This window comes from Geodermatophilus maliterrae, assembly GCF_041018925.1.
Lineage (GTDB): Bacteria > Actinomycetota > Actinomycetes > Mycobacteriales > Geodermatophilaceae > Geodermatophilus > Geodermatophilus maliterrae.
The window spans coordinates 46,596-71,623 of record NZ_JBFNXQ010000010.1 but is presented as its reverse complement, the minus strand read 5'-3'; the positions used below and the strand labels follow the sequence as shown (position 1 = coordinate 71,623).

Sequence of the window (25,028 nt, the reverse complement as noted above, 5' to 3'; positions counted from 1 at the left end):
TCCGTCAGACGGCGATGGCCGCGCTGGGGACGATCAGGCCGCGCGGCTCGAACTCCGTCATGACCGGTTCCACCTGCGGCGCGTGGGCGTCCGACACGGCGGCCACCGCCGGCCAGACGACCTCGGCGAAGAAGCGGTCGCACGCGTCCTTGGACTCCCAGACCTCGAACACCTCGAAGCCGTCGCCGGTCACCCGGCCCACGTGCAGCAGCATCCCGTCGGCCCTGCCGGCGCTGCGGCGTCCTATCTCGGTGTGCAAGGCGTCGTAGAAGTCGGCCGGTGCCGGGACCTCCATGACGAGCCCATGGGTCATGGCGGACTCCGCTCTCGTCTGCGGCCCGCCCGGTGGTCCCACCGGACGAGGATCTCGGTTCCATGGGAACGATGTGGCGTCACCGTGCCGTCATCGCATCGTCACCTGGTGATCCGACGGTCCCGGTGCACTGCCGGTGCCGCGGCAGTCGACGTCCACCCTCGGCGGCTCACCCGAGGACACGACTCACGCGTGGTCGGCCCCGACGACGGACCTGGCCGAGGCAGCACACCCCCTCGGCCAGGTGCAGTCCGGCGGTGGACGTGCCGCGGTGGGCCGGATCAGCCCCTGGCGTACGTCTCGGCGGTCCCGCTCTCGAACTCCAACGCCACGACCGGTTCACCACCCCGGCATGCTGGCGCGGTCACGCTGTCCGTCGTCCCCGCCTCCGTGCTGTACCTGGTCGGCCGTCGCCACCTGCTCTGCGGCCTCACCGCCGGCTCCGGCGAGTAGCCCGCCGGGCGTGGTCCCCGTGACGTCACCCGTGCGGCCCGAGCCACCGGGCGGGCTCCGCGACGACGTCCGCGAGCGCGCGCAGGGCTGCGCCGGTGGCACCTGCCGCCGGTGCGCCGACCGCGGCCTCGACCAGGGGCCGGCGCCAGCGGGCGGAGAGGACGCGCCGTGCCAGGTGTCCCTCGAGCGCCGGGCGGACCAGCTCGCCGAGCTCGCCGAGCTGGCCGCCGAGGACGACGGTCGGGACGTCGAGCACGTTGACCACCCCGGCCAGCGCGATCCCGAGGGCCCACGCCGCGCGGTCCACCGCCTCCCGCGCGGCCGGGTCGCCGTCGGCCGCGCGCAGGGCCAGGTCACGGGAGCCCGTGTCGCGGGGGAGTCCGGCGGCGGCCATCAGCGCGTCCCGTCCGGCGTACTGCTCCAGGCAGCCGGTCGACCCGCACCGGCAGGCGGGGCCGTCCGGGTCGACGCAGACGTGGCCCATCTCGCCGGCCCAGCCCGAGCTGCCGCCCATCACCCGGCCACCGAGGACGGTGGCACCGCCGACGCCGATCTGCCCCGAGAGGTAGACGAAGTCCCGGTGCGGTCCGGGCCGGCTCGGAGCCGCCTCGGCGACGCTGCGGGCGGCGAGGTCGGCCTCGTTGCCCAGGACCGGCTCCAGCGGGAGCCCTCCGCCGAGGAGGTCCGCCGGCCGGACGTCGGACCAGCCGAGGTTCGGTGCCCGCAGCAGCACCCCGGCGCCGACGTCGACGATGCCGGGCAGGGCGAGGCCGGCGCCGGCCAGCAGCGTGCCGTCCGGCAGCCGGCCGAGCAGGTCGGCGCCCAGCCGGCCGAGCCGGGCGAGCGTCGGCCCGGCGTCGCTGCCCCGGAAGTCCCCGGTCTCGACCCGCTCGGCCACCACGCGGCCCCGCAGGTCGAGCACCCGGGCGGCCAGCAGGCCGGCGTCGGCCTGCAGGCCGAGGGCGACGACCCGTGCGCCCGGCGCGAGTGGTGTGGCCGGCCGGCCGCGACGGCCCGAGGGCGCGGACTCGACCTCGTCGAGCAGGCCCCCGGCGACCAGGTCGTCGGCCAGCCGCGTGGCCGTGGCCCGCGTCATCCCGGTCGCCGCGGCGACGTCGGCCCGGGACGGTGCGCCGTCCCAGGCGCAGACGGTGCGCAGCACCAGCGCGAGGTTGGCCGGCCGGGGCGTGGACGGCCGGACGCTGGTGGCCCCGGACGTCGACACGGGCTTGAGGTTAGCTGTGATGTGCATTATGTTCTAGACCGAAACAAAATCTGCCCGGGCAGGTCGCCCACGAGACCAGCGGCCACCGGGCGACCCGCACCCCGCCGGTCCACCGACACCCCCGCGCACCGTCCCCGCGCACCGTTCCTGGGAGGAACCCGATGACACAGCCCACCCGCGATGACAAGTTCACCTTCGGGCTCTGGACGGTCGGCTGGCCGGCGCGCGACCCGTTCGGCGACGCCACCCGCCCGGCGCTGGACGTCGTCGAGTCGGTGCACCGGCTGGCCGAGCTGGGCGCCTACGGCGTCACCTTCCACGACGACGACGTGGTCCCCTTCGGCAGCGACACCGCCGCGCGGGACAACCACCTGAAGCGCTTCCGTGCCGCGCTCGACGAGACCGGCCTGGTCGTCCCGATGGTGACCACCAACCTGTTCACCCACCCGGTGTTCAAGGAGGGCGGGCTCACCGCCAACGACCGCGAGGTCCGCCGCTACGCGATGCGCAAGGTGATGCGGAACATGGACCTCGCCGCCGAGCTGGGCGCGCAGACCTACGTGCTGTGGGGCGGGCGCGAGGGCACCGAGGTCGACACCGCCAAGGACCTCATCGCCGCGCTGGACCGCTACGCCGAGGCGATCGACACCCTGGCCGCGTACTCCGAGGCCCGCGGCTACGGCCTGCGCTTCGCGCTGGAGCCCAAGCCCAACGAGCCGCGCGGCGACATCTTCCTGCCCACCGTCGGGCACGCCATCGCCTTCATCTCCGGGCTCGAGCACGCGCACCTCGTGGGCATCAACCCCGAGGTCGGCCACGAGCAGATGTCGAACCTGAACTTCACCCACGGCATCGCCGAGGCGATCTGGCTGGGCAAGCTCTTCCACATCGACCTCAACGGCCAGCACGGGCCCAAGTTCGACCAGGACCTGGTCTTCGGCCACGGCGACCTGCTGCAGGCCTTCAGCACCGTCGACCTGCTGGAGAACGGCGGCCCGCAGGGCGGCCCGGCCTACGACGGGCCCCGCCACTTCGACTACAAGCCGCTGCGCACCGAGGACATGGACGGCGTGTGGCGCTCCGCGGCGGCGAACATGCGCACCTACCTGCTGCTCAAGGAGCGGGCCGCGGCCTTCCGCGCCGACCCCGAGGTCCAGGAGGCGCTGGCCGCCGCCCGGGTGCCCGAGCTCCGGCAGCCGACCCTGGCCGAGGGCGAGACCTTCGAGGACCTGCTGGCCGACCGCTCGGCGTTCGAGGAGTTCGACGCCGACACCGTCGCCCGGCGCGGAGCCGGGGTCGTGCGCCTGGACCAGCTGATGCTCGAGCACCTGCTCGGCGCCCGCTGACATGACGCTGGTGGCCGGGGTCGACTCGTCGACCCAGTCGTGCAAGGTCGTGGTGCGGGACGCCGACAGCGGCGCCCTGGTCCGCGAGGGTCGGGCGCCGCACCCCGACGGCACCGAGGTCGACCCGGCCGCCTGGGCGGCGGCGCTGCGGACGGCGGTCGACGAGGCCGGCGGCCTCGCCGACGTGGCCGCGGTGGCCGTCGGCGGGCAGCAGCACGGGATGGTGTGCCTGGACGACGACGGTGCGGTCGTCCGTCCCGCGCTGCTGTGGAACGACACCCGCTCCGCGCAGGCGGCGAGCGACCTGACCGCCGAGCTCGGTGGGGGGCAGGCGTGGGCCGACGCGGTCGGACTGGTCCCGGTCGCGTCGTTCACCGTCACCAAGCTGCGCTGGCTGGCCGAGCACGAGCCGGACAACGCCGCGCGGACCGCGGCGGTCTGCCTGCCGCACGACTGGCTCACGTGGGTGCTGGCCGGCTCGCCCGGGCTGGATGCCCTGGTCACCGACCGGGGCGACGCCAGCGGCACCGGCTACTGGTCGCCGGCGGAGGAGGCCTACCGGCCCGACCTGCTCGAGCGGGCGTTCGGCCGCACCCCGGTGCTGCCCCGGGTGCTCGGTCCCGCGGAGCAGGCCGGGGTGGTCGTCGACGGCGGTGCCCTGCTCGGGCCCGGCACCGGGGACAACGCGGCGGCGGCGCTGGGCATCAACGCCGAGCCGGGCGACGTCGTCCTGTCGATCGGCACCTCCGGGGTGGTCTCCACCGTCTCCACCACACCGAGCGCCGACCCCTCGGGCACCGTCGCCGGGTTCGCCGACGCCACCGGCAACTTCCTGCCGCTGGTCGTCACCCTGAACGCCGCGCGCGTGCTCGACGCGACCGCGCGGCTGCTCGGCGTCGACCACGCGGAGCTGTCCCGGCTGGCGCTCACCGCCCCGGCCGGCTCCGGCGGCCTGGTGCTGGTGCCCTACCTGGAGGGGGAGCGGACCCCGGACCGGCCGCGCTCCACCGGGGCGGTGCACGGGCTGACCCTCACCACGGCCGAGCCGGCGTACCTCGCCCGGGCCGCCGTCGAGGGGCTGCTGTGCGGCCTGGCCGACGGGCTCGAGGCGATCGCCGCCCAGGGCAATCCGGTGCGCCGGGTCCTCCTGGTCGGCGGGGGCGCCCGCTCGGAGGCCGTCCGCCGGCTGGCGCCGGCCGTCCTCGGCGTCCCGGTGCTCGTGCCGCCGCCGGGGGAGTACGTCGCCGACGGCGCGGCCCGGCAGGCCGCGTGGGTCCTCGCCGGCGGCGACACCCCGCCGGTGTGGCCGGCCACCAGCACCGAGACCTACGAGGCCGACCCGGACCCGTTCGTCCGCGAGCGCTACGCCGAGGTCCGTGACCTCACCGCCGAGCGCCTGCGGTGAGCTTGCTGCCGACCGGCGAGCAGCACGTCCTGCTCGCCGGGGAGGCCGAGGCCGTCGTCGTCGAGGTCGGTGGCGGGCTGCGCACCTACCGGGCCGGCGGCCGCGAGGTGCTCGACGGCTACGGCCCCGGCGAGATGGCGGCCGACTGCCGCGGGCAGGTGCTCGCCCCCTGGCCGAACCGGCTGCGCGACGGCGTGTGGTCCTGGGACGGCGCCGAGCACGTCACGCCGGTGACCGAGCCGGAGCGGGGCGCGGCGCTGCACGGGCTGGTCCGGTACGCCGCCTGGCGGGTGCTCGCCCGCAGCGCCGACGCCGTCGTCCTCGAGCACCTGCTGCACCCGCAGCCGGGCTACCCGTTCAGCCTGCGGCTGCAGGTCGGCTACGAGCTCTCGGCCGGCGGGCTGCGGGTGACGACGACGGCCACCAACGAGGGCGACGCCGACCTGCCCTACGGCGAGGGCCACCACCCCTACCTGGCCTCGCCGAGCGGGCTGCTGGACGGCGACGTGCTGACCGTGCCGGCGGCGACCCGCGTCGTCCCCGACGAGCGGCTGCTGCCCGTGGGCACCGAGCCGGTCGAGGGGACGCCGTACGACCTGCGGGCGGGCCGGCGCCTGGGTGACCTGCGGCTCGACGACTGCTTCACCGACCTGGCGCGCGACGCCGACGGCGTCGCCGAGGTCCGGCTGACCGGCCCGGACGGGCGCGGCGCCGCCGTCTGGATGGACGCCTCCTACCGCTACCTGCAGCTGTTCAGCGCCGACGTCGTCGAGCCCGCGTCCCGCCGGCGGCGGGGGCTGGCGGTCGAGCCGATGACCTGCCCGCCCGACGCGTTCCGCAGCGGCGAGGCGGTGCACCGGCTGACGCCGGGCGAGTCGACGACGTCGACCTGGGGCATCCGCCCGCTCTGACCCGTGCGGACGCCGGGACTCCGCACCTCACCACCCGCCACCGTTATCCCCAACTGTGCACTCGTGAGGTCCCGCAGGCGGCCGAGGGCGGTGGCGGGCGGAACCTAGACTCGACCAGGCACCCCAGTCCGGGAGCCGGGACCGACCGAGGAGGGGTGCATGGCCGTACGGGCCATCCGGGGCGCGACACAGGTGGACGCCGACGACCGCGACCAGGTGCTCGAGGCCACGCGGGAGCTGGTGAACACGGTGGTCGAGCGCAACGGCCTCGACCACGACCACATCATCAGCATCCTGTTCACCGCGACCCCCGACCTCGTCTCGGAGTTCCCGGCGCTCGCCGCGCGCGAGCTCGGCATGGGCGACGTGCCGCTGATGTGCGCGACCGAGATCTCGGTGCCGCACGCGCTGCCGCGGGTGCTGCGGCTGATGGCACACGTGGAGACCGAGAAGCCGCGGGCGGAGATCCAGCACGTGTACCTGCGGGGTGCCGTGGCGCTGCGACGGGACATCGCGCAGTGAGCGAGCGCCAGCGAGCGGCCACCACTGCGCGGGGTGAGAGCGCAGTGAGCGAGCGCCAGCGAGCGGCCACCACTGCGCGGGGTGAGAGCGCAGTGAGCGAGCGCCGGCGAGCGGCCACCACTGCGCGGGGTGAGAGCGCAGTGAGCGAGCGCCGGCGAGCGGCCACCACTGCGCCGGGTGAGAGTGCAGTGAGCACGGTGAGCGGCTTCCGGGGGCAGGTGACGCTCGACGGGCCGTCGGGGACGGGCAAGTCCAGCGTCGCGCGGGCGGTGGCCACCCGGCTCGGCGCGAGCTACCTCGACACCGGCGCGATGTACCGCGCCGCCACGGTCGCCGTGCTCGACGCCGGGGTCGACCCGGAGGACGCCGAGGCGGTGGCCCGCGTGGTGGCCGGCGCGCGCATCGAGGTGGGGACGGCGGCCGACACCGAGCGGGTGGAGGTCGACGGCACCGACGTCGCGGTCCGGATCCGCGGCGCGGAGGTGACGCGCAACGTGTCGGCGGTGTCGGCGGTGCCCGCGGTGCGCCGGCAGCTGGTCGACCAGCAGCGGTCCCTGGTGGCCGCGGCGGACGCCGTCGTCGTCGAGGGCCGTGACATCGGCACCGTGGTGCTGCCCGACGCGACCGTGAAGATCTACCTGACCGCCGCGCCCGAGGCGCGCGCCGAGCGCCGGGCCGCGCAGCTCGGCCTCACCACCCCCGACGAGGTGGCCGAGCTGGCCGCCGACCTGCGCCGCCGGGACGAGTACGACAGCAGCCGCGCGGACAGCCCGCTGCGGCCGGCCGCGGACGCGGTGGTCGTGGACAGCACCGACCTGGACCGCGAGGGCGTCGTCGACCGGGTGGTCGAGCTGGCGCTCACGGCCACCGGGGCGCGAGGAGTGGACGCATGAGCGAGGAGGGCAGCGGCGGTCCGCTGCCGGTGGTCGCGATCGTCGGGCGGCCCAACGTGGGCAAGTCGACGCTCGTCAACCGGGTGCTGGGCCGGCGGGCGGCGGTGGTGCAGGACGTCCCGGGCGTCACCCGCGACCGCATCTCCTACGAGGCGCTGTGGAACGGGCGGCGGTTCACCGTCACCGACACCGGCGGCTGGGACCCCAAGGCCGAGGGCCTGGGCGCGTCGATCAGCCGGCAGGCCGAGCACGCGATGCGGACGGCCGACGTCATCGTGCTCGTCGTCGACACCCAGGTCGGGGCCACCGACACCGACCTGGCCGCCGCGCGCATCCTGCGCCGCAGCGACCGGCCGGTGATCGTCGTCGCCAACAAGGTCGACGACGAGCGCAGCGAGGCCAACGCCGCCGAGCTCTGGTCGCTGGGCCTCGGGGAGCCGCAGCCGGTGAGCGCGCTGCACGGCCGGGGGGCGGGGGATCTGCTGGACCTGGTGCTGGACGCGCTGCCCGAGGCGCCCCGCGGGGAGCCGGAGGAGGGCGGGCCGCGCCGGGTCGCGCTGGTCGGGCGGCCCAACGTGGGCAAGTCGAGCCTGCTCAACCGGCTGGCCAAGGACGAGCGCTCGGTCGTCGACTCGGTCGCCGGCACCACCGTGGACCCGGTCGACTCGATCGTGACGCTGGGCGGGGAGGAGTGGCGCTTCGTCGACACCGCGGGCCTGCGCCGCAAGGTGTCGACGGCGAGCGGCACGGAGTACTACGCCAGCCTGCGCACCGAGGCCGCGATCCAGGCCGCCGAGGTCGCCGTCGTCCTGCTGGCCGCCGACGAGGTGATCAGCGAGCAGGACCAGCGGGTGATCACCCAGGTCATCGAGGCCGGCCGCGCGCTGGTCATCGCGTTCAACAAGTGGGACGCGATCGACGAGGACCGGCACGCCCAGCTCGAGCGCGAGATCGAGCGCGACCTCGCCCGGGTGAGGTGGGCGAGCCGGGTGAACGTCTCGGCGACCACCGGCCGTGGCGTCGGCAGGCTCGCCGACCACCTGCGGGCCGCGCTGGCCTCCTGGGAGACCCGGGTGCCGACGGCGGAGCTCAACGCCTACGTGCGCCAGCTGGTGATGGAGACGCCGCCGCCGGCCCGGGGCGGGCGCGCGCCGAAGATCAAGTACGTGACCCAGGCCGACGTCCGGCCGCCGCGGTTCGTCGTCTTCTCCACCGGCTTCCTCGAGGCCGGCTACCGGCGGTTCCTCGAGCGCAAGCTCCGGGAGCGGTGGGGCTTCGGCGGGACGCCGCTCGACATCTCGGTCAAGGTCCGCGAGGGCCGGGGCGGCGAGCGCAAGCGGGGCTGACCACCGCCGTATGCGGCCGGTGACCTCGGACACTCGGTAGCCGCGCCGGGACTGCCCGGGGCGACCGGCCGGGAGGGTGGCCGCTGACCTGCTCGTTCGTCCCAGCGACCTCCCAGCCGGCTCCCAGCAGCGCTTGACTGCCGCCGACCGGAACGGCGACGACCCGGGGACGGGGGCGGCGATGCACCGCAGGCTGGCAGTGGTGACGACGGCGGGGGTGCTGGTGGCGATGAGCGCCGGCACCGCCGTGGCGGACAGCGGGGTGCTCGGCGATCCGCACCCCGGGGCGCCGGGCATCGGTGACCCGTACTACCCGCTCGACGGCAACGGCGGCTACGACGTCCGCCACTACGGGTTGGACCTGCGCTACGACCCGGCCACCGACGTCCTCGACGGCACGGCGACCATCACGGCGCAGGCGACCCAGGCCCTGTCGCGCTTCGACCTCGACTTCCAGGGCCTGGAGGTCCGGTCGGTCACCGTGGGCGGGCGCGCGGCCACCTGGACGCGGGACGGCCAGGAGCTGGTGGTCACGCCCGCCCATCCCCTCCGTGAGGGCCGACGGTTCACCGTCGAGGTGGTCTACGACGGTGTGCCCCAGACGCTGCAGGACGAGCTGGGGGGCTCGGGCTTCTTCCACACCGACGACGGCGCCGTGGTGGCCGGGCAGCCGCACGGCGCGGCGACCTGGTTCCCCGCCAACGACCACCCGAGGGACGCCGCGTCGATCGACGTCTCGGTGACCGTCCCCGAGGGCCTGGAGGGCGTCTCCAACGGGGTGCTGTCCGGCTCGTGGACCGCGGACGGGTGGACGACGTGGTCGTGGTCGGCCGAGGAGCCCATGGCCACCTACCTGGTCACGCTGGCGGTCGGCGAGTTCGACCTGCGCGAGTACGAGGCCGGCCGCATCGCCTTCTGGGACGCCGTCGACCTCGACCTCGCCACCCTCGACCTCGACCCGGAGACGGAGGGACCGTCGGCCGGTGCGGTGGCCGACGCGGCGCTCGCCCGGCAGCCGGAGGTCATCGAGGCGGCCTCGGGCTGGTTCGGGCCGTACCCGTTCAGCGCCGCCGGCGCGGTCGTCGACGACGCGCCTGACCTGGGGTTCGCCCTGGAGACGCAGACCCGGCCGGTGTACGCGCCGACCTTCTTCACCGACGCGGTCACCGCGGAGAGCGTCGTCGTGCACGAGCTCGCCCACCAGTGGTACGGCGACTCGGTCCGGCTCGACGCCTGGCGGGACATCTGGCTCAACGAGGGCTTCGCCACCTACGCCGAGTGGCTGTGGCTGGAACGCGAGGGCCTCGGCACCCCGCAGGAGGCCTTCGACTCCCTCGCCTCGCTGCCCGAGGAGGGCCTGGGGGCGGACTTCTGGGGAGTCACCATCGGGGACCCGGGCCCGGCCACCGACCAGCTGTTCCACCCAGCGGTCTACTACCGCGGGGCGATGACGCTGCAGGCGCTCCGCAACCAGGTGGGTGACGACTCCTTCTTCCGGATCCTGCGTGCGTGGGCCGCCTCCCAGGCCGGTCAGACGGGCACCACCGAGGAGTTCATCGCGCTCGCCGAAGGGGTGTCCGAGCAGCAGCTCGACGACCTGTTCACCGCCTGGCTGTTCACCCCGGCCCGGCCCGCCGGGCTGCCCGAGCCCGCAGCGGTGCCGGTTCCCTGACGGGACCGGTCACGAGGTCGTCCGCGGGCACCGGTGCCGCTGCACCGGTGCCCGCGGCGTCCCCGATGAGTCCGGGCTGCCGGACCGGTCTGCACCCGTGAGACCCACGAGCCCCGGGAGGCCGACATGACCGCACCGCAGACGCACACCCTGGAGACGGCCGGCGCCGTCGTCACCTACGACGTCCGGCCGGGTGACGGGCCGCCGCTGCTGCTCATCGGCTCGCCGATGGGCGCCTCGGGCTTCGCGTCGCTGGCCGCGCACTTCCCCGACCGCACGGTGGTCACCTACGACCCGCGCGGCGCCGACCGCAGCCGGCGCACCGACGGTGCTGCCGAGTCGACGCCGGAGGAGCACGCCGACGACCTGTCCCGGCTGATCACCGAGCTGGACGCCGGGCCGGTCGACGTCTTCGCCAGCAGCGGGGGAGCGGTGAACGCGCTGGTGCTGGTGGCGCGGCACCCGGAGCAGGTGCGCACGCTGGTGGCCCACGAGCCGCCGGCGGCCGCGCTGGTGCCCGACCGCGAGCCGGCGCTGGCCGCCTCCCGGCGGGTGCGCGAGACCTACCAGCGCTCGGGCTTCGGGGCGGGCATGGCCGAGTTCATCCGGCTCGTGATGCACCGGGGCCCGGTGCCCGCGGACCTCGGGCCGGCGCCGGACCCCGCGGCGTTCGGGCTGCCCACGGAGGACGACGGCTCCCGCGACGACGTGCTGCTGGCGCAGAACATCGTGTCCTGCACGCACCACGAGCACGACGTCGAGGCGCTGCGGTCGGCGTCCACCCGGATCGTGGTCGCGGTCGGGGAGGGCTCGGCGGGGGAGCTGGCCCACCGCGGGGGCGAGGCGGTCGCCGAGCGGCTGGGGACGACGCCGGTCGTGTTCCCCGGCGACCACGGCAGCTTCCTCGACTCGGAGTACGGGCAGCCCGCGGACGTGGACGCGGTGGCCGGGAGACTGCGCGAGGTGCTGGCCGGGGACCGGGCGTCCGCGGGCGGCTGACCACCGGGCGGGCTGGGCTGGCGGGTGCGGTAACCTGCTCCTGCAGCGATCGGGCGGTGCGAGCCGCCCGGCACTCGGGCTGTAGCGCAGCTTGGTAGCGCACTTGACTGGGGGTCAAGGGGTCGCAGGTTCAAATCCTGTCAGCCCGACAGTAGAACCGCAGGACAGAGGCGGGTCGGCCGTGAGGGTCGGCCCGCCTCTTGCATGACTACAGCAACGCGGCCCGAGGGACAGGCACTGTCATCAGCGGAGCGCTTGGTCGAGCCGGTCGGCCGCGTCGACGGCGGCAGTCGGCGGCGGGAGCGGCGAGCACCGGATCGAGGCCGGTCCCGGCCTGCTCAAGGTGTGGTCCACGGGATTCCCACGGGCTGTCGGCGTTGACGTTCCACCGCATGATCGGTCATCCGGCTGCAGCACCATGCCAGCGCGGCGCCCTGCGGGCTGGGCCGTTGTCAGGCGGGTCCTCTTCTGGCGGCCTGGTCTGGTGTATTGGCAGGTTGTCCTGACATACTGATGTTACCTGCATCACTCATCTGAGGCCACTCGAGGTCCTGCCTGTCCCGGGCGCATCGGTGTCGTCAGGACCCGACGCGGTCGCGGGTGGCGGATCACCGGAAGGACATCGATGAAGATCGGGCTGATCACGGACTCGGTCGGTCACCTCTCGCTGGAAGGTGCGCTCGACCTGGCGAGGGACCACGGGCTCAGCTCCGTCGAGATCGCCACCGGCAACTGGTCCGAAGCCCCGCACGCCGATCTGCCCGCGCTCGTCTCCTCCGCGGAGGCCCGGGCCGAGTTCGCGGAGAAGATCTCCTCCCGCGGCCTCGCCCTCAGTGCGCTGTGCGCCAACGGCAACCAGCTGCACCCGACCGAGGGAGCGCGGCACGACCAGGTGGTGCGCGACACCATCGAGGTGGCCAGCCACCTGGGGGTGCCCACGGTGGTCCTGATGTCCGGGCTGCCGGGCGCGCGCGGTGACTCGACACCGAACTGGATCACCACGTCCTGGCCGCCGGAGACCCTCGCGGTGCTCGACTACCAGTGGAACGAGGTGGCGATCCCCTACTGGAAGGAGCTCGCCGCGCTGGCGCGGGACAAGGGGGTCCGCCTGGCCATCGAGGCGTGCGGAAGCCAGCTGGTGTACAGCGTGTCGAGCATGTTCCGCCTCCTGGACGCGGTCGGCGACGACGTCGTCGGCGCCAACCTGGACCCGTCCCACCTGATGTGGATGGGAGCGGACATCCCCACCGTGATCCGCGCCCTGGGACCGGCCATCTACCACGTCCATGCCAAGGACATCCGGGTGAACAGGTTCCAGGCGGACCGCGACGGCCTGCTCGACACGCTGCCCATCGAGCGGGCCGGCGACCGGGCCTGGAACTACGTCACCCTGGGACTCGGGCAGCCGGCCGGGGCGGCCTTCTGGGCCGACTTCGTCTACACCCTGCGTTCGGTGGGGTACGACGGAACGCTCAACATCGAGCACGAGGACACCCTGGTCAACTCCGTCGAGGGCGTCGGCCGCGCAGCCGACCTGCTCAAGCAGCTCGTCCTGGTCGAGCCCCCGGACTGGAAGCCGGCCAACATCTGATCGTGGTCGGTCGTGGGTCCTGGTCCGCGTCCCTCGCACCGAGCTTCGACGTGCGAGCGTGTGGGGGAGGCAGGATGCCGCCGCGCGACGGCTTGCTAGCCCAGCCAGTATGCGGTGTGGTGGCGGCGCCCGGTCACGAAGGCCTCTCCTGACCGCTGGCAGCGGTGGCGGGGTTGGCACGGCGGCGGAGGGCAGCGAGGACTTCCCCGCGCAACAACGCCAGGGAGTCGGTCCGGAGAGCGGGTGGCTGAGCCCTGGTGAGGTAGGTCAGGGCTTGCTGATGCGGTGCTGTGCAGGTGATGGAGGTCTGACCCTTTGGCGTCGCCCTGCGGGGGGAGGCGTCAAACCACCTCATGCTGCGTTGGTTGACTCTTCAAGACGCCGTCACGCTCGGCGACGATAACTTCCGAGTGGTTTGGGCCGCCTCAGCTAGCCGGGACCTCGGGTCTTGACCACCATCGGGGCCTGTTCGGCGCAGTCCGTCTCCGTTCGCTGTCGTTCCGTATGCCGCTTGACCTGCGCCGATGGACTTCGGTGAACGGTCACGAACCCGCTGCCGTCGGCTGGGGGTCATAAGGTGAGCGGCGGCGGTGGCCACCGATCGGGCGGCGCCTGCGGCCCCTGGACCGTCGGTCGATCCTCTTGAGCCGTCGCAGGTAGCAGGCGCGAGCGGGTGGCCGCGTCCTTCCGGCGCCGCGGAATCCCGGCCGCCGCCACAGGTCCACAGTGCAGGCACCTCGCGTAAGGCTCGACGAGGGCACTAGCCCCTACGGTCCGTCGCCTTGGTATCCCGCAGAGTATCCATCGCTCCGCATCGCCCAGGCTTCGTCAACGGCGCAGTCGACGCGCGCCTTCCCTGTTTGGTAAGCCTGACCGGCGCCTGTCGCTCGAGCCTGGCTGCTGGCTCACTGCCCCGGGGAGGCGGTGCGGATGGCCCCTCCGCTGGCCGTGGTGACGGGGGCTTCGTCGGGGATCGGCGAGGCCTTCAGTCGCCAGTTGAGCCACCAGGGGTTTCGGGTGCTCGCTGTGGCAAGGCGCATCGATCGGTTGGAGTCCCTTGAAGTCCAGACCGAGGGTCGCGTCATCGGACTTCCGCAAGACCTTCGACAGCCCGATGCGGCCGAGGTGGTGGCGCGGCGGGCTGAAGAGCTCGGGGGAGCGGAACTGCTCGTCAGCAACGCAGGACGAGGGATCTTCGGCCCGTTTGACGAGCTGGACGCCCAGGATGCGCGGGACATCATTCAGCTCAACGTCACGTTCCCGGTGGAGCTGATCCAGCGTCTGCTCCCGACCATGCTGGCGAGGCGGCGGGGTGGCCTGATCGTCGTCACCTCCGCAGGAGCGCACTACTCCACACCCAACCTCGCGGTCTACGGCGGGACCAAGGCGTTTCTGCTGTCGTTCACCGAGGCGCTGGCAACGGAGTTGCGGGGCACCGGTGTGCGGGCCTTGGCTCTGTGTCCTGGGCCGACTGCGTCGGAGTTCGGTCAGGTCGCGGGCATGGGCGAACTGCTCGACGGCGCTCCCGGCCTGATGACTCCGGATCAGGTGGCGGCGGCTGGGCTACGCGCATGGCGAAGGGGCCGCGTGGTGCACGTGCCGGGCGGTCTGAACCGGGTGATGACCGCGACGATGGCGCGGCTTCCGCGGCCCGTCACCCGGCGGATCGTCTCGGCTGTCTTCCAGCCCTGACTCGGCCACGACGTCATCTGGTTGGTGTCCATGACTCACGCGGCGGAACACGATGTCTGCCGGTGAACGTGCACGAGCATGCCGTCGACGTCCGGGTCAGGCGCGGTCCGCCGCGTGGTGTTCACGCGTTGCAGTCTGCGCGCGGGGGCGGCCGGCGTATCCGTCCTTCGTGACCTGCTCGGGTCACTGGAGGACGCAGGTGCGGTCGGGCGGGACGCTGGTGGGGTGCCGTCCGCGGGTTGAGGTCGCGGCGTGCGGTGACCGAGGTCGCTGCGTCGAGGAGTGGTCTGACCGGCAGGGGTGGAACAGCATGACGTCTGCTCGGCGCCGTCGTAGAGGCCCCGTGCGCTGTGACCGCCCCACGTGGCGGCGTCCCCAGCGGCCACATCACGGCTCATCGACGTGGGGAGGGCGTCGTGACCACCTGCCTCACCTATCCGCCCAAGCCCCGGCCGGGTGATCGGGTGGCGGTGTTGTCGCCGTCGTCTGCGCTACCAGCGGTCTTCCCGATCCCGTTCGAGCTGGGTCTGCGCCGGTTGCGGACGGAGTTCGCGCTGGAACCGGTGGAGTTCGCGACCACCCGCATGCTGGGAGCGTCCCCGCAGCAGCGAGCAGAGGACCTGCACGCCGCCTTCGCCGATCCCGAGATCGCCGCGGTGCTGACCAGCATCGGTGGGGACGATCAGCTCAAGGTGTTGCGCCATCTCGACGCGCAGCTGCTGGCCGCGCATCCCAAGCCGGTGTTCGGCTACAGCGACGCAACCAACCTGCTGCACTACCTGTGGCGGCTGGGGATCGTCGGGTTCCACGGCGGCGCGGTCATGGTCCAGTGGGGCCGGCCGGGGGCGATGCACCCGCTGACCCGGGAGTCGCTGCGCCGGGCGCTGTTCGAGCCGGGGGAGTGGGTGCTGCCGGAGCCGGACGCCTTCACGGACGCGGATCCGGACTGGGCCGAGCCAGCCGCCCTGACGACCGCGCCCGTGCTGGAGCCCGCCCCGGCCTGGTCCTGGCATGGCCCCTCACGGCGGGTCAGCGGTCCGGGCTGGGGAGGCTGCCTGGAGATCATCGACTTCCAGCTGCGCACCGGCCGCTGGATGCAACCGGACGAGGAGTACGCCGGCGCGGTGCTGCTGTTGGAGACCTCCGAGGAGTTGCCCTCGGCGAGCTTCGTGACCCGGGTGCTGATGTGCATGGGCGAACGGGGCCTGCTCGGCCGGTTCGCCGCCGTGCTGGTCGGTCGGGCGAAGGCCCGCTTCCTCGGGACGCCGAACCCTCGTGAGCAGCGGCAGGCCTACCGGGAGCAACAGCACCAGGCCGTGCTGGCAGCGCTGACTGAGTACGCGCCGGATGCGGTTGTGGTGCTCGACGTGGACTTCGGCCACACAGACCCCCAGCTCGTTCTTCCGCACGGCGGTGAGATCACCGTCGACGGCCGGGCCCGGAAGATCACCGTCCGGTACTGACGCTGCACCACGCACTCAACCGCCGGGGCCGGAGCCGCCTGGCGCGTCCGGAGACGAGTGACCTCGTGCATGGTCGGCAGCGGGTGGTCGTTGACCTGGTCGGCAGCGAGTTCGGTCATTCGCCGGCGCACTCAGACCCTGAGAGTCGACGTCGGCAAGCAGGGTGAGCGGGGGAGGATCGGCGGCGACGGCGCAACCGAGCCCCTCGCCGAGGTAGAGGTGGGCAACGTCGTCCAACCGGTCCGGGGCTGCGGCTGCGCGCTCGGCTCGGGCTGCCCAGGTGACGTCGTTGTCCAAGGTCACCGGACCGGCCACCATCGAGCCCCGCACCTCGACGGCAGAGCTCACCGACCAGGAACGGCGCGTCGGACAGGTGCAGCAGTCGGCCCGACTTGCGGTCGACCGGATCAGCGGCGCTCACCACGGCCATCCGCGCAGGCCCCGCCCCGCCGGCCAGGGCCCGTCCGGCCACGGCCCGTAGCGTCCGGGCCACCGGGTCCGCGTGCTCGTCAGGACGGCTCAAGGGCTGGACGAGAGGCTTGGCGGCGCGGACCAGCGAAGCCTGGCGGGCCCCTCCAGGCCGGGGGCGGCGGATCTGTGCCGCCCCCGGCGGAGGAGTGGAGTGTCACGAACTCCGGTCGAGGTCCGTGTGCATCACGCCGCCTCCTGCTCAGCGGGGTCGGCGGACGCGACGAGCCGCTCGAGCTGGTCCAGGTCGAACGCGTGGCCCATCGCGAGGAACCCGGCGCGGTTGGGGTGTAGGTGGTCGCCGGGTCCACCCAGCGACGAGTTGGTGTCGTAGGCCGGCAGGAGCCGGCCGGGGTTGGCCGGGTCCTCGGTGGCCGCCGAGAAGTCGACCACCGCGTCGAACATCCCGCTGGTGCGGATGAAGTCGTTGACCGCGCGCCGCCGTGCGTCGGTCTCGGCCGTGCCGTAACTCGCCAGGGACTCCTCTGCGCCACCCGAGGGCGTCAGTGTCGCACCGATGATCGGGATTCCGTGGGCGTGGACCCGGTCGATGATCTCCTGCATGCCGGCGATGACCTCGTCGGCGGTGGCGCCGCCGCCACCGATGTCGTTGATGCCCTCGAGCAGGATGACCGCGCGCAGGCCGGGCTGGCTGAGCACGTCCTCGTCGAGTCGGTCGATCGCCGGGGGGCCGTCGCACGGTTCACATCCGCCCGGGAGGCGCCCCACCCGGGTGACCATGTTGCCGGCGATGCCCTGGTTGACCACGGAGAGCACGCGGTCGTCGCCCTCGGCCAGCAGGCGGCGCTGCAGCACGTCCGGCCAGCGGTCGTTGCCGTTGATGGTGGAGAAGAACCCGTCGGTGATGGAGTCACCGAGAGCGACCACCGTCGCGGCGTCGTGCCGCTGGACCTCCAGCCCGGTCAGGAAGAACCAGCTCGTGGTGGAGTGCGGGAACGCCTCGTCCGTCACGTCCTCGGTGCGGTCGCCCGCACCTGGATCGGAGAGGTAGGAGGTGGTGAAGGACGCCGCGTGCCAGGTCATCGGCCCGCTGTCGCCCTGCACGTGGACGCTCACCGCGAGGTTGGACCGCTGCGCCTCCTCGTCGCTGAGCGCGATGTCGACCGGATCGCTGTGCACCTCCTCGCCCGATTGCAGCGTCACTGACGGCTGCCCGGCGAAGGTGAGCTGCCGGCTGCTGCCCGGGACGACCGTGGCGCCGCTCTGCTGTAGGGCGACCGTCGCCCGGCCGAAGGTCACCGGCTGGGTGCCGAACCTGTTGCTGAGCCGCACCCGCCACGCGTCACCGCCGACGCTCGGGTGCACGACCATGCGCAGGGTCTGGTCGTGCGCCTGCTCGTCGGGGAAGGCGTACTCCAGCAGCGGCTGCTCCACCCCGGGCGCCACCTCTCCGAGCGGCCCGGGCTGCCCCACCGCGTAGCCGACCGGGTAGGCGCCCTGCGGCGAGGTGGTCCACGACGCCACCCACGGCGCCGTACCTGAGTCTTCCGGTGCCGCCGCGGGGCGTGCGTGCAGGGGCGTCACCCCCGAGGCGGGTGCCGTGAACAGCAGGCACATGATCATCGCGACGGCGGCTGTGGTCACGGGTCGCACTCTCATGCTGTTCCCCCTCGAAGCAGCGACCCCCGCGGGGGTCCGGAGCGTGCCGAGAGCATAGGAAGGCCACTGAGCTATGACAATGGCGCTGATCCGACAATGCCGAACCCTCCCGCCTCCCCAGAGAGGAATGGTGAGTCATACGAATGAGAAGACGTTGCGGAGTAGGTGCTAGGGCTCTGGCCGTCAGCGCCCTGTCGGCCCAGGGTGTCGGGCATGTCATCGCCGGCGTCTTCCCCACCGCTCCGGTTGATCAGTGACGAGTCGTGGGCGCTGGTCGAGCCGCTGATCTCACCCCGTGAGCCGGCGGTGCACGGCCGCACCGGTCGGCCCCGCACGTCGGATCGAGACGCGCTGGAGAGCATCGTCTTGGTGCTCACCACGGGTATCGGCTGGGCCGAGCTGCCCCGCGAACTCGGCTACGGGTCGGGCTGGACGTGCTGGCGGCGGGTGCACGAGTGGCCGAGGCCGGCGTCTTCGACCGGCTGCACACCGCCGTGCTGGAACGGCTGGGCGAGGCGGGAAGGCTGGACTGGTCGCGGCCGAGCTGGACTCGGTCAACGTCCGCGCGAGAAGGAGGGTGAGCTGACCGGGCCGAACCCCACCGACCGGAGACAAGGCCGGCAGCGAGTGCCACCTGCTCGTCGATGCGCACGGGCTGCCGCTCACGTGTTCGTATCGGGCGCCAATCGGCACGACAGCCTCTTCGTCGACTCGATTCTCGACGGCATGCCGGCCATCAAGCGCGGCGGCCGCGGCCTCCCGCGGCGGCGGCCGGTGAAGCTGCGCGGCGACAAGGGGTCACTTCACGAGACAGCCGGGTGAACGAGCCCGCCTTGAACAGGGCAACGACCGCTCACAGCTGACCATGCACTTGGTCGTGAGCGGTCCATTCGAGGACGGTTCGCCAGCGCTGACCGGGGCTGTGTGGCTAGCTGCACTCGGTCGGGTAGAGGACGTGGTCAGTGTCAGGCCGTCCGGCGAGCTCGTGACTGCGTTAGGAAGTGGCAGTCTTCGGGCCAAGACGTGGATCACCTGAGACGCTCCGTCGATCATGACGAGTCCTGGGAGCGACCCCGCTCCGTTCGCGGTCGGCGGGGTCCATCCTCAGCTCGCGAAGGCGGACGGCGGCAGAGGGGGCGTCATGGCGGATGGAAGGATGCTCGGGGCGGCGGCGGTGTTCGCGGCGACGACGGCGTTCACCACGGCCGTCTCGATGCGAGAGCAGCATCTTCCCGACGAGCCGCTGGGGTTCCGAGTCCCCGGTCGGGTCCCCGTTCACCTGGCGCTCGGACTGGGGTCCGGGCTCGCGGCGCCGTGGCCGATGCCGATCATTGCGGTGGCCGCCGCGATTCGAGCCAAGCCTGGCCTCAGGTGGCCCCAGCGGACATGCGCGAGTATCGGCGCCGCCGTCCTCGTGGGAACGCTGATCGAACCTGCCTCGTGGGGACTACGGCCCCGGTCGTCCTCGGCGCGAGCGACGGTTCCGCTGCACCTCCTGTCCGGCGCGGCCTTGTTCCTCGCGGGCACACGAACAACCGAGTAGGGCCGAACGAGTTGCCGGCGCTGTAGAGCTTGCGTACGCGGCTGCGGCCGAGTGTTCTCCACGGGGCGTCGCTCCCGGATGACGTCATGTGCTGACCTGAATGGCGTTCAGGCGTGGAACTGAGAATCCGGGTGGCCCCTGTCGGGAAGTGCCGGTCCGGGCTGGATGTGGTGCGCGGCCGCCCGTCGACGTCGTGGTGGCTTGGTCGTGCGAGGGCGGTCTGGAGTCGGGCGCCGGGGCTGCGCTGTGGGCCGTTACGTGTGCTCTGAGCGCGAGGATTAGATGGGCTCTTCCCTGCAGCTCCTGCGGGTGGCCGCGTGCTCGGTTGGGCGGGGCGACCGTCGAGGGCGACGGCCGGGCGGTGAGTTCTCGGCGAGCGACGCCGCTGTAACGCTCACCGCGTGCCGCGAGGCGTGACGGTACGAGGTCATGCATCTTCTACTCATCCAATACTTTCGGCAGCAGCCTGCCCAAGCCATCGACGTCAACGCCACGCTGGCTGCGCCACCTGCATGTTCGACGTGAGTCAACCGTGGTCAACCAGCCCGAGATCAAATCGCAGGCTTGGCTGTGAGTCCGCTGGAGGCGCGGGCGTCCAGCATTCCATGGACCAATCGGAGGACGACTGGAGTAAGTCTGCGGCGCTACAGCCGTCACCCAGTGGTCGCTCAGCCTCATCTTCAGGCGAGAGAGGTCGCCCTGCACACCTGGCGGGATGGTGACGACTCCGGCCCGACAGTCCCCCGACGCTGCTGTGCCGCCCCGTTCGGCGCCTTCTCAGCAGCGGACTCGGCAATGGGGTGACACGCCCGAGCGCGGGTGCGAGTTACAGCAACGGATACAGCAATGCGCTTCAAACGGCGGCGAATCAGACCGGACGCCGACGGACGTCCCGGGCCGCTGACCTGCGCTGGTAGGACTTTGGCGAACCGCAGTGGACCCCTCGAATGTGACCGGGGGTCAAGGGGTCGCAGGTTCAAATCCTGTCAGCCCGACAGTGGAACTGCAGGTCAGAGGCGGGTCAGTCCTTAGGGCCGACCCGCCTCCCGCGTGAGTACAGCAACCGCACCGCAACCAGAACCGCAACGCGGTTCGCACCGCAACGTCATCAGCGGATCGCCTGGCCGAGCTTGTCGGCCGCCTCGCGCTGCTGCACCGGGGCCACGTGGCTGTAGATGTCGGCCGTGATGGCGTAGGAGCTGTGCCCGAGGTGTTCCTGCACCACCTTCATGTGCGTGCCCGCGGCGAGCAGGAAGCTCGCCGCCGAGTGACGCAGCGTGTGCAGGCGGACGCCGCGCAGGCCGGCTCGCTCGGCCAGTGCCTCGAACCGACGCAGGGCGTTGCGCGGTTCCAGCGGCGTGCCGATCTCCGACGTGAACACGAGCCCGCTGGCCTGCCACAGGCTGCCTGCGGCGAGCTGCTCCGCGGCCTGGCGCTTGCGGTGCGCCCGCAACGTCTCGACGGCGGGGACGGGGAGCGGCACGGTGCGCCGCGACTTCTCGGTCTTCGGCAAGCCCAGCCCTGGACCGGCAGACGTCCGCGACAGCGTCCAGCGCACCCGGATGACGGCCGCATCGAGGTCGACGTCTCGCCAGTGCAGGGCCAGAGCCTCACCGCGGCGGAGGCCGGTCGCCAGCATCACACGGTGGAGGGACTCCGGGCGGTCCCCGCGGATTGCCTCGAGCAGCGCCTCCACCTGCTGGGCGGGGAGGTGACCCCGTCTTCGCGCTCGACGGCCGGGCGTTTGACCAGGGCGGCCGGATTGCGCTGGATCAGCCCGTCCCGGACCGCGACGTCGAGGGCGGCCCGGAGCACCGTGTAGATCGTCCGGACGGATGACGCAGAAAGGCCGGCGCGGCGCTTGGCGAGCACCAGGGCCTCGACGTCGGGGGGGGCGAAGCCGGTCGAGGGGCGGGCTGCCCAGCTTCGGCACCAGATGGCTGCGAGCAATGGTCGCGTACAGGTCGATCGTCGCCGGCTTGCGGTCGCTCGCCGGCAGCGCCTTCGTCGTCCAGTCCTCCAGCCAGACGGCCATCGTGATCGACGCATCCTTGACGGGGGCGCCAGCCTCGACGCGCTCCCGCAGCTCCCGGAGCTTCGCCCGCACCTCCGCCTGCGTCCTGCCGCTGACCTCCCGCCGCCTCACCTCGCCGACGTCGTCTCGATAGGTCAGGGCCGAGTACCACCGTCCGTCGGCCCGCATGAAGATCGACCCCTCGCCGTTCCCCCGCTTCGCCATAGGACTCCCTCACACCGCCGGGACCCGATCGATCGGACTCTGCTGCAGGAGCGGCCGCTACGCCCGTCCTACAGTCCTCCCATGTCGATCCCGTCCAGCGCCGGCCGGGACGTCGGCACGCTGCTCGACGGCGTCGAGGGACGGGCGCCCACCAAGGCCGTCGAGGCCGCAGCCGAGACGCTGGCGCAGAGGCTCGGCGCACGCGAACTGACCTTTCTGATCGCCGACTTCAGCGGGCGCGCCGTTGTGCGTCTCACGACGGGTGCTGTCGGGGGCGAGGGCGCACGGACCCAGGCCGGTGCGCGGGCGGAGACGGTGCCGATGGCGGGCACCGTGTACGAGCGGGTGCTGCGGACCCAGGAGATCGACGTGCAGCCGCTCGACGACGGGGCCCGGGTGATCGCCCCGGTCACCGACCGCGGGGACGCGATCGGGTTGATGGAGCTCGTCCTGCCCGGCGAGCCCGGTCCGGCATCCGTCGCCGAGGTCGCCGCGGCCGCGCACGCGTTGGCTTACGTCGTGATCGCCGCGCGCCGGTACACCGACGTGTTCGAGTGGGGGCAGCGCACCACGCCGTTCTCCCTGGCTGCTGAGATCCAGCGTCGGCTGCTGCCGGCGTCCTACACGTGTGAGGCCGGGCAGTTCACCCTCGCCGGCTGGCTGGAACCGGCCGCCTCGGTCGGGGGTGACACCTTCGACTTCACGCTGAACGACGACGCGCTGCACGTGTCGATCACCGACGCGGTCGGCCACGAGGTCGAGGCCGCGCTGCTGGCCACCCTCCTCGTGGGAGCGCTGCGCAACGCCCGCCGCAGGGGCCTGTCCCTCGACGCGCAGGCCTGGTACGCCAACCACGCGCTCGCCGACAACGCAGCCGCCGGGCAGTTCGTCACCGGGCAACTCGTCCGGGTGGACCTGTCGGCCGCCACCGCGCAGATCGTGAACGCCGGTCACCCGTTGCCCCTCCTGGTGCGCGACGGCCGGGTGCAGGTCATCGGACTGGACGTCGAGCCGCCCTTCGGTGTCGTGCCCGGCAGGTCCTTCCGGGTGCAGCGCCTCCCGCTGCAGCCGGGTGACCGGGTCGTGTTCCTCACTGACGGCATGCAGGAGCGCAACGCCGCCGTCCTCGACGTCGCGGCGGCTCTCCGCGACACCACCGACCTGCACCCGCGGGAGGTCGTGCAGGAGCTCGGCGCGGCGGTGCTGCGCGCGACCGGTGGCGACCTCCGCGACGACGCCACGATGGTGTGCCTCGACTGGTACGGGGGTCCGCCGCGCGGGAGCGACAGCGTGCACGGCGCCGACGCCGCACGGGCGTCGTCCGCGCGGACTCCGCGCCGCCGGAGTGCCTGAGCGGCGGCCCGACCAGCGCCGGTGCGGGAACCCGGCGTTCCCTTCTCAACTGCGACTTAGCCGGCGGGGAAGCAGGCCCATACGTGCTTGCGGTCGCCGGCGACAGCCCAGCCGCGCTCGACGGTCAGGTGCGCGACGATGCGCAGCCCCATGCCGCCTCGTGCAGGGTCACGGCCGAGCGCGGGCTCGGGCCCGTGGTGCGGATCCCCGTCGCTGACGTCGAGCAACACCCACGCTGCCGTCCGCACCGCGCGTACCAGCACCGGCGCCCGGCCGTGCCGGAGCCCGTTCGAGGCCAGCTCGTCCACGGCGACCACGAGGTCATCGAGGACCGCTCCGTCTGCGCCGGCCCGGTGCAGGGCGTCGGCCACCCACGCGCGCAGCCCGGCCCGGACGGAGCGCAGCTCCGAGAGCTGAGAGATCTCGGCTTCGTACTGGCGTCCCGTGCTCTCAGGACGTGGCCGTCGTGGCCAGAGCTCCTGGTCCATGTCCCCGTCCCGGTAGGCGGCGTCGGTGGAACCGTTCCCCGCTCCCACCTGCTCGAACCAGCGCATCCACAACCGCCGTCCACTCCGTGTCCAGCCACGCGCAGCGGTCCGCATCCAGTCCGCAAAGAGTCCGCAGAAGGGTCGAGGAGTGCCCATCCTGGCCGTCGCTGGTCAACGACGAGCGACACCGTGAAAGCTCAGCTCAGGACGGCGATCCGGGCGTCTGGCGAGGTCAGCATGACACCGGCTGGGGGCGGAGCATCCGCACTGGCAGGGCGGGGGTCAGGAGTTCGAGTCCCCTCGGCTTCACCACGACGACCAGGCCGTTCTCCCCCGGACACCTCGGCGAAGAGGGTCCGGCTCTGCGCGGCGGCGGCAGCGCAATCGAGCCGCAGCCCTGCGTCGGGCTCGGATGCCGCATGCTCGGTGCACCAGGCCAGCGCTGCCTCGATGTCGTCCCGCTCGAGCGCCAGTCGCCGCAGCCACCGCGCCTGCCCGCCGCCGCGCAGGTCGGCCTCGGCTCGCTCGGCCAGGTCGGTGAGGTGGTTGCCGTGCGCGCGGGCGATCCGGTCCTCCTCGGCGGACTCGGCCAGCCGCTGGCGGGCGTACTCGCGGATGGTCTCCAGCAGGTGGTAGCGGGGGCCGGCGTCCCGGTCGACGGGCTCGCGGTCGGCGATGACCAGGGACCGGTCGACCAGCCGGCCGAGGACGTCCACGACCGTGGCCCGATCGAGGCCGTCACCAGTGGCGACGGCCTGCACCGCGTCGAGCGTCCAGCCGCCGCGGAACACCGACAGTCGTCCGTCGCAGGAGCACCCGCTCCGGCTCGGTCAGGAGCTGGCAGCTCCAGTCGACGGTGGCCCGCAGGGTGCGCTGGCGTGCCTCGGCGGTGCCCGGACCGGTGGTCAGCAGGGCGAAGCGATCGCCCATCCGGTTGGCGAGTTCCTCGACGGGGAGCGCCGCCACCCGCGCGGCGGCCAGCTCCAGCGCCAGTGGATGCCGTCGACGTGCCGGCAGATCTCGGCGACCGCGACGGCGTTGTCCTCGCCGAGGCGGAAGTCGGGCCATGGGCCGCGGGCGCGGTCGACGAAGAGCTGGACGGCGGTGCTGGCCGCCAGGTCGGCGGGCACCGCGTCCCCGGCGGGCAGGGGGAGCGGATCGAGGGCGCTCGGGACCTCGCCGCGAGCGGCGAGCGGTTCGCGGCTGGTGGCGAGCAGCCGCACCCGTGAGCAGGACTCGAGGAGTCGTTCGGCGAGCAGGGCGCAGGCGTCGGCGAGGTGCTCGCAGTTGTCGAGGACCAGCAGGGCGGCGCGGTCGCGGAGGTGGCCGAGGAGCTGCTCCTCGGCGGTCGTGGTGGCGACATCGCGGACCTGCAGCGCGGTGAGGACGGCCTGGGGCACCTGCGCCGGGTCGGTGACGCCGGCGAGCCGGACGAACCCCACGCCGTCGGGGAAGCCGTCCGCGACGGCCCGGGCGACCATCCGCT

General features: G+C 73.0%; 19 protein-coding genes, 1 tRNA gene and 1 pseudogene. 14 read left to right on the top strand and 7 right to left on the bottom strand.

All coding sequences use genetic code 11. The annotated features are described in order from the left end of the window. Positions 1-4: 4 nt before the first annotated feature. Positions 5-313: a hypothetical protein gene (locus ABQ292_RS05585; RefSeq protein ID WP_369204089.1), complete on the bottom strand. Its 309-nt coding sequence runs from the start codon at positions 311-313 to the stop codon at positions 5-7. Positions 314-791: 478 nt separating this feature from the next. Then, on the bottom strand, positions 792-1,991 hold the full coding sequence (locus tag ABQ292_RS05580; RefSeq protein ID WP_369204087.1) for an ROK family protein: 1,200 nt from the start codon (positions 1,989-1,991) through the stop codon (positions 792-794). Between the two features lie 161 nt (positions 1,992-2,152). Here ABQ292_RS05580 and xylA point away from each other — a divergent pair, with 161 nt between their 5' ends. The 12 genes from xylA (at position 2,153) to ABQ292_RS05520 (ending at position 15,831) form a co-directional block, all read left to right on the top strand. Further along, positions 2,153-3,337, top strand: a complete 1,185-nt coding sequence (gene xylA / locus ABQ292_RS05575) for a xylose isomerase (protein ID WP_369204085.1) — start codon at positions 2,153-2,155, stop codon at positions 3,335-3,337. 1 nt (position 3,338) lies between these two features. Continuing rightward, the gene (gene xylB, locus ABQ292_RS05570; RefSeq protein WP_369204083.1) at positions 3,339-4,742 is read left to right on the top strand and encodes a xylulokinase; all 1,404 of its coding nucleotides are present in this window, start codon (positions 3,339-3,341) and stop codon (positions 4,740-4,742) included. Next, on the top strand, positions 4,739-5,653 hold the full coding sequence (locus tag ABQ292_RS05565; RefSeq protein WP_369204081.1) for an aldose 1-epimerase family protein: 915 nt from the start codon (positions 4,739-4,741) through the stop codon (positions 5,651-5,653). Before xylB ends, ABQ292_RS05565 begins: the two co-directional genes overlap by 4 nt. 159 nt (positions 5,654-5,812) lie before the next feature. After that, positions 5,813-6,175, top strand: coding sequence for a chorismate mutase (aroH, locus tag ABQ292_RS05560; protein WP_204690333.1), 363 nt, complete (start codon positions 5,813-5,815; stop codon positions 6,173-6,175). Positions 6,176-6,372: 197 nt separating this feature from the next. After that, the gene (cmk, locus tag ABQ292_RS05555; protein ID WP_369204078.1) at positions 6,373-7,068 is read left to right on the top strand and encodes a (d)CMP kinase; all 696 of its coding nucleotides are present in this window, start codon (positions 6,373-6,375) and stop codon (positions 7,066-7,068) included. Then, positions 7,065-8,414, top strand: a complete 1,350-nt coding sequence (der, locus tag ABQ292_RS05550; RefSeq protein ID WP_369204076.1) for a ribosome biogenesis GTPase Der — start codon at positions 7,065-7,067, stop codon at positions 8,412-8,414. Before cmk ends, der begins: the two co-directional genes overlap by 4 nt. Before the next feature lie 202 nt (positions 8,415-8,616). After that, positions 8,617-10,086, top strand: a complete 1,470-nt coding sequence (locus ABQ292_RS05545; protein WP_369204074.1) for a M1 family metallopeptidase — start codon at positions 8,617-8,619, stop codon at positions 10,084-10,086. Between the two features lie 126 nt (positions 10,087-10,212). Then, positions 10,213-11,085 carry an alpha/beta fold hydrolase gene (locus ABQ292_RS05540; protein WP_369204072.1) on the top strand — a complete coding sequence of 291 codons (873 nt, stop codon included), beginning with the start codon at positions 10,213-10,215 and terminating at the stop codon, positions 11,083-11,085. Positions 11,086-11,160: 75 nt separating this feature from the next. Continuing rightward, positions 11,161-11,234, top strand: a tRNA-Pro gene (locus ABQ292_RS05535). A gap of 476 nt (positions 11,235-11,710) precedes the next feature. Then, the gene (locus ABQ292_RS05530; protein WP_369204070.1) at positions 11,711-12,676 is read left to right on the top strand and encodes a sugar phosphate isomerase/epimerase family protein; all 966 of its coding nucleotides are present in this window, start codon (positions 11,711-11,713) and stop codon (positions 12,674-12,676) included. Positions 12,677-13,606: 930 nt separating this feature from the next. Next, the gene (locus tag ABQ292_RS05525; protein ID WP_369204068.1) at positions 13,607-14,368 is read left to right on the top strand and encodes an SDR family NAD(P)-dependent oxidoreductase; all 762 of its coding nucleotides are present in this window, start codon (positions 13,607-13,609) and stop codon (positions 14,366-14,368) included. A gap of 416 nt (positions 14,369-14,784) precedes the next feature. Next, a complete protein-coding gene (locus tag ABQ292_RS05520) occupies positions 14,785-15,831 on the top strand; it encodes a S66 family peptidase (RefSeq protein WP_369204066.1) in 1,047 nt (348 codons plus the stop codon). A gap of 654 nt (positions 15,832-16,485) precedes the next feature. Here the strand turns inward: ABQ292_RS05520 and ABQ292_RS05515 are convergent. After that, positions 16,486-17,904 carry an SGNH/GDSL hydrolase family protein gene (locus tag ABQ292_RS05515; protein WP_369204064.1) on the bottom strand — a complete coding sequence of 473 codons (1,419 nt, stop codon included), beginning with the start codon at positions 17,902-17,904 and terminating at the stop codon, positions 16,486-16,488. A 228-nt stretch (positions 17,905-18,132) separates the two neighbouring features. On the opposite strand from ABQ292_RS05515, the pseudogene ABQ292_RS05510 reads away from it, so the two are divergent. Then, a pseudogene (locus ABQ292_RS05510) lies at positions 18,133-18,717 on the top strand (IS5 family transposase); the annotation flags it as partial. A gap of 1,853 nt (positions 18,718-20,570) precedes the next feature. Here ABQ292_RS05510 and ABQ292_RS05505 read toward each other — a convergent pair. After that, positions 20,571-21,701: a site-specific integrase gene (locus ABQ292_RS05505; protein WP_369204062.1), complete on the bottom strand. Its 1,131-nt coding sequence runs from the start codon at positions 21,699-21,701 to the stop codon at positions 20,571-20,573. Between the two features lie 81 nt (positions 21,702-21,782). On the opposite strand from ABQ292_RS05505, the gene ABQ292_RS05500 reads away from it, so the two are divergent. Beyond that, positions 21,783-23,054, top strand: a complete 1,272-nt coding sequence (locus ABQ292_RS05500) for a PP2C family protein-serine/threonine phosphatase (protein ID WP_369204060.1) — start codon at positions 21,783-21,785, stop codon at positions 23,052-23,054. A 56-nt stretch (positions 23,055-23,110) separates the two neighbouring features. On the opposite strand, the gene ABQ292_RS05495 is transcribed toward ABQ292_RS05500, so the two are convergent. The 3 genes from ABQ292_RS05495 to ABQ292_RS05485 all read right to left on the bottom strand — a co-directional run bounded on the left by ABQ292_RS05495 (position 23,111) and on the right by ABQ292_RS05485 (position 25,023). After that, entirely contained in the window at positions 23,111-23,608 is a 498-nt protein-coding gene (locus ABQ292_RS05495; RefSeq protein WP_369204058.1) for an ATP-binding protein, read from the bottom strand. Positions 23,609-23,739: 131 nt separating this feature from the next. Further along, positions 23,740-24,333, bottom strand: a complete 594-nt coding sequence (locus ABQ292_RS05490) for a winged helix-turn-helix domain-containing protein (protein ID WP_369204056.1) — start codon at positions 24,331-24,333, stop codon at positions 23,740-23,742. Between the two features lie 114 nt (positions 24,334-24,447). After that, positions 24,448-25,023, bottom strand: a complete 576-nt coding sequence (locus tag ABQ292_RS05485) for a hypothetical protein (protein ID WP_369204054.1) — start codon at positions 25,021-25,023, stop codon at positions 24,448-24,450. Positions 25,024-25,028 lie beyond the last annotated feature (5 nt).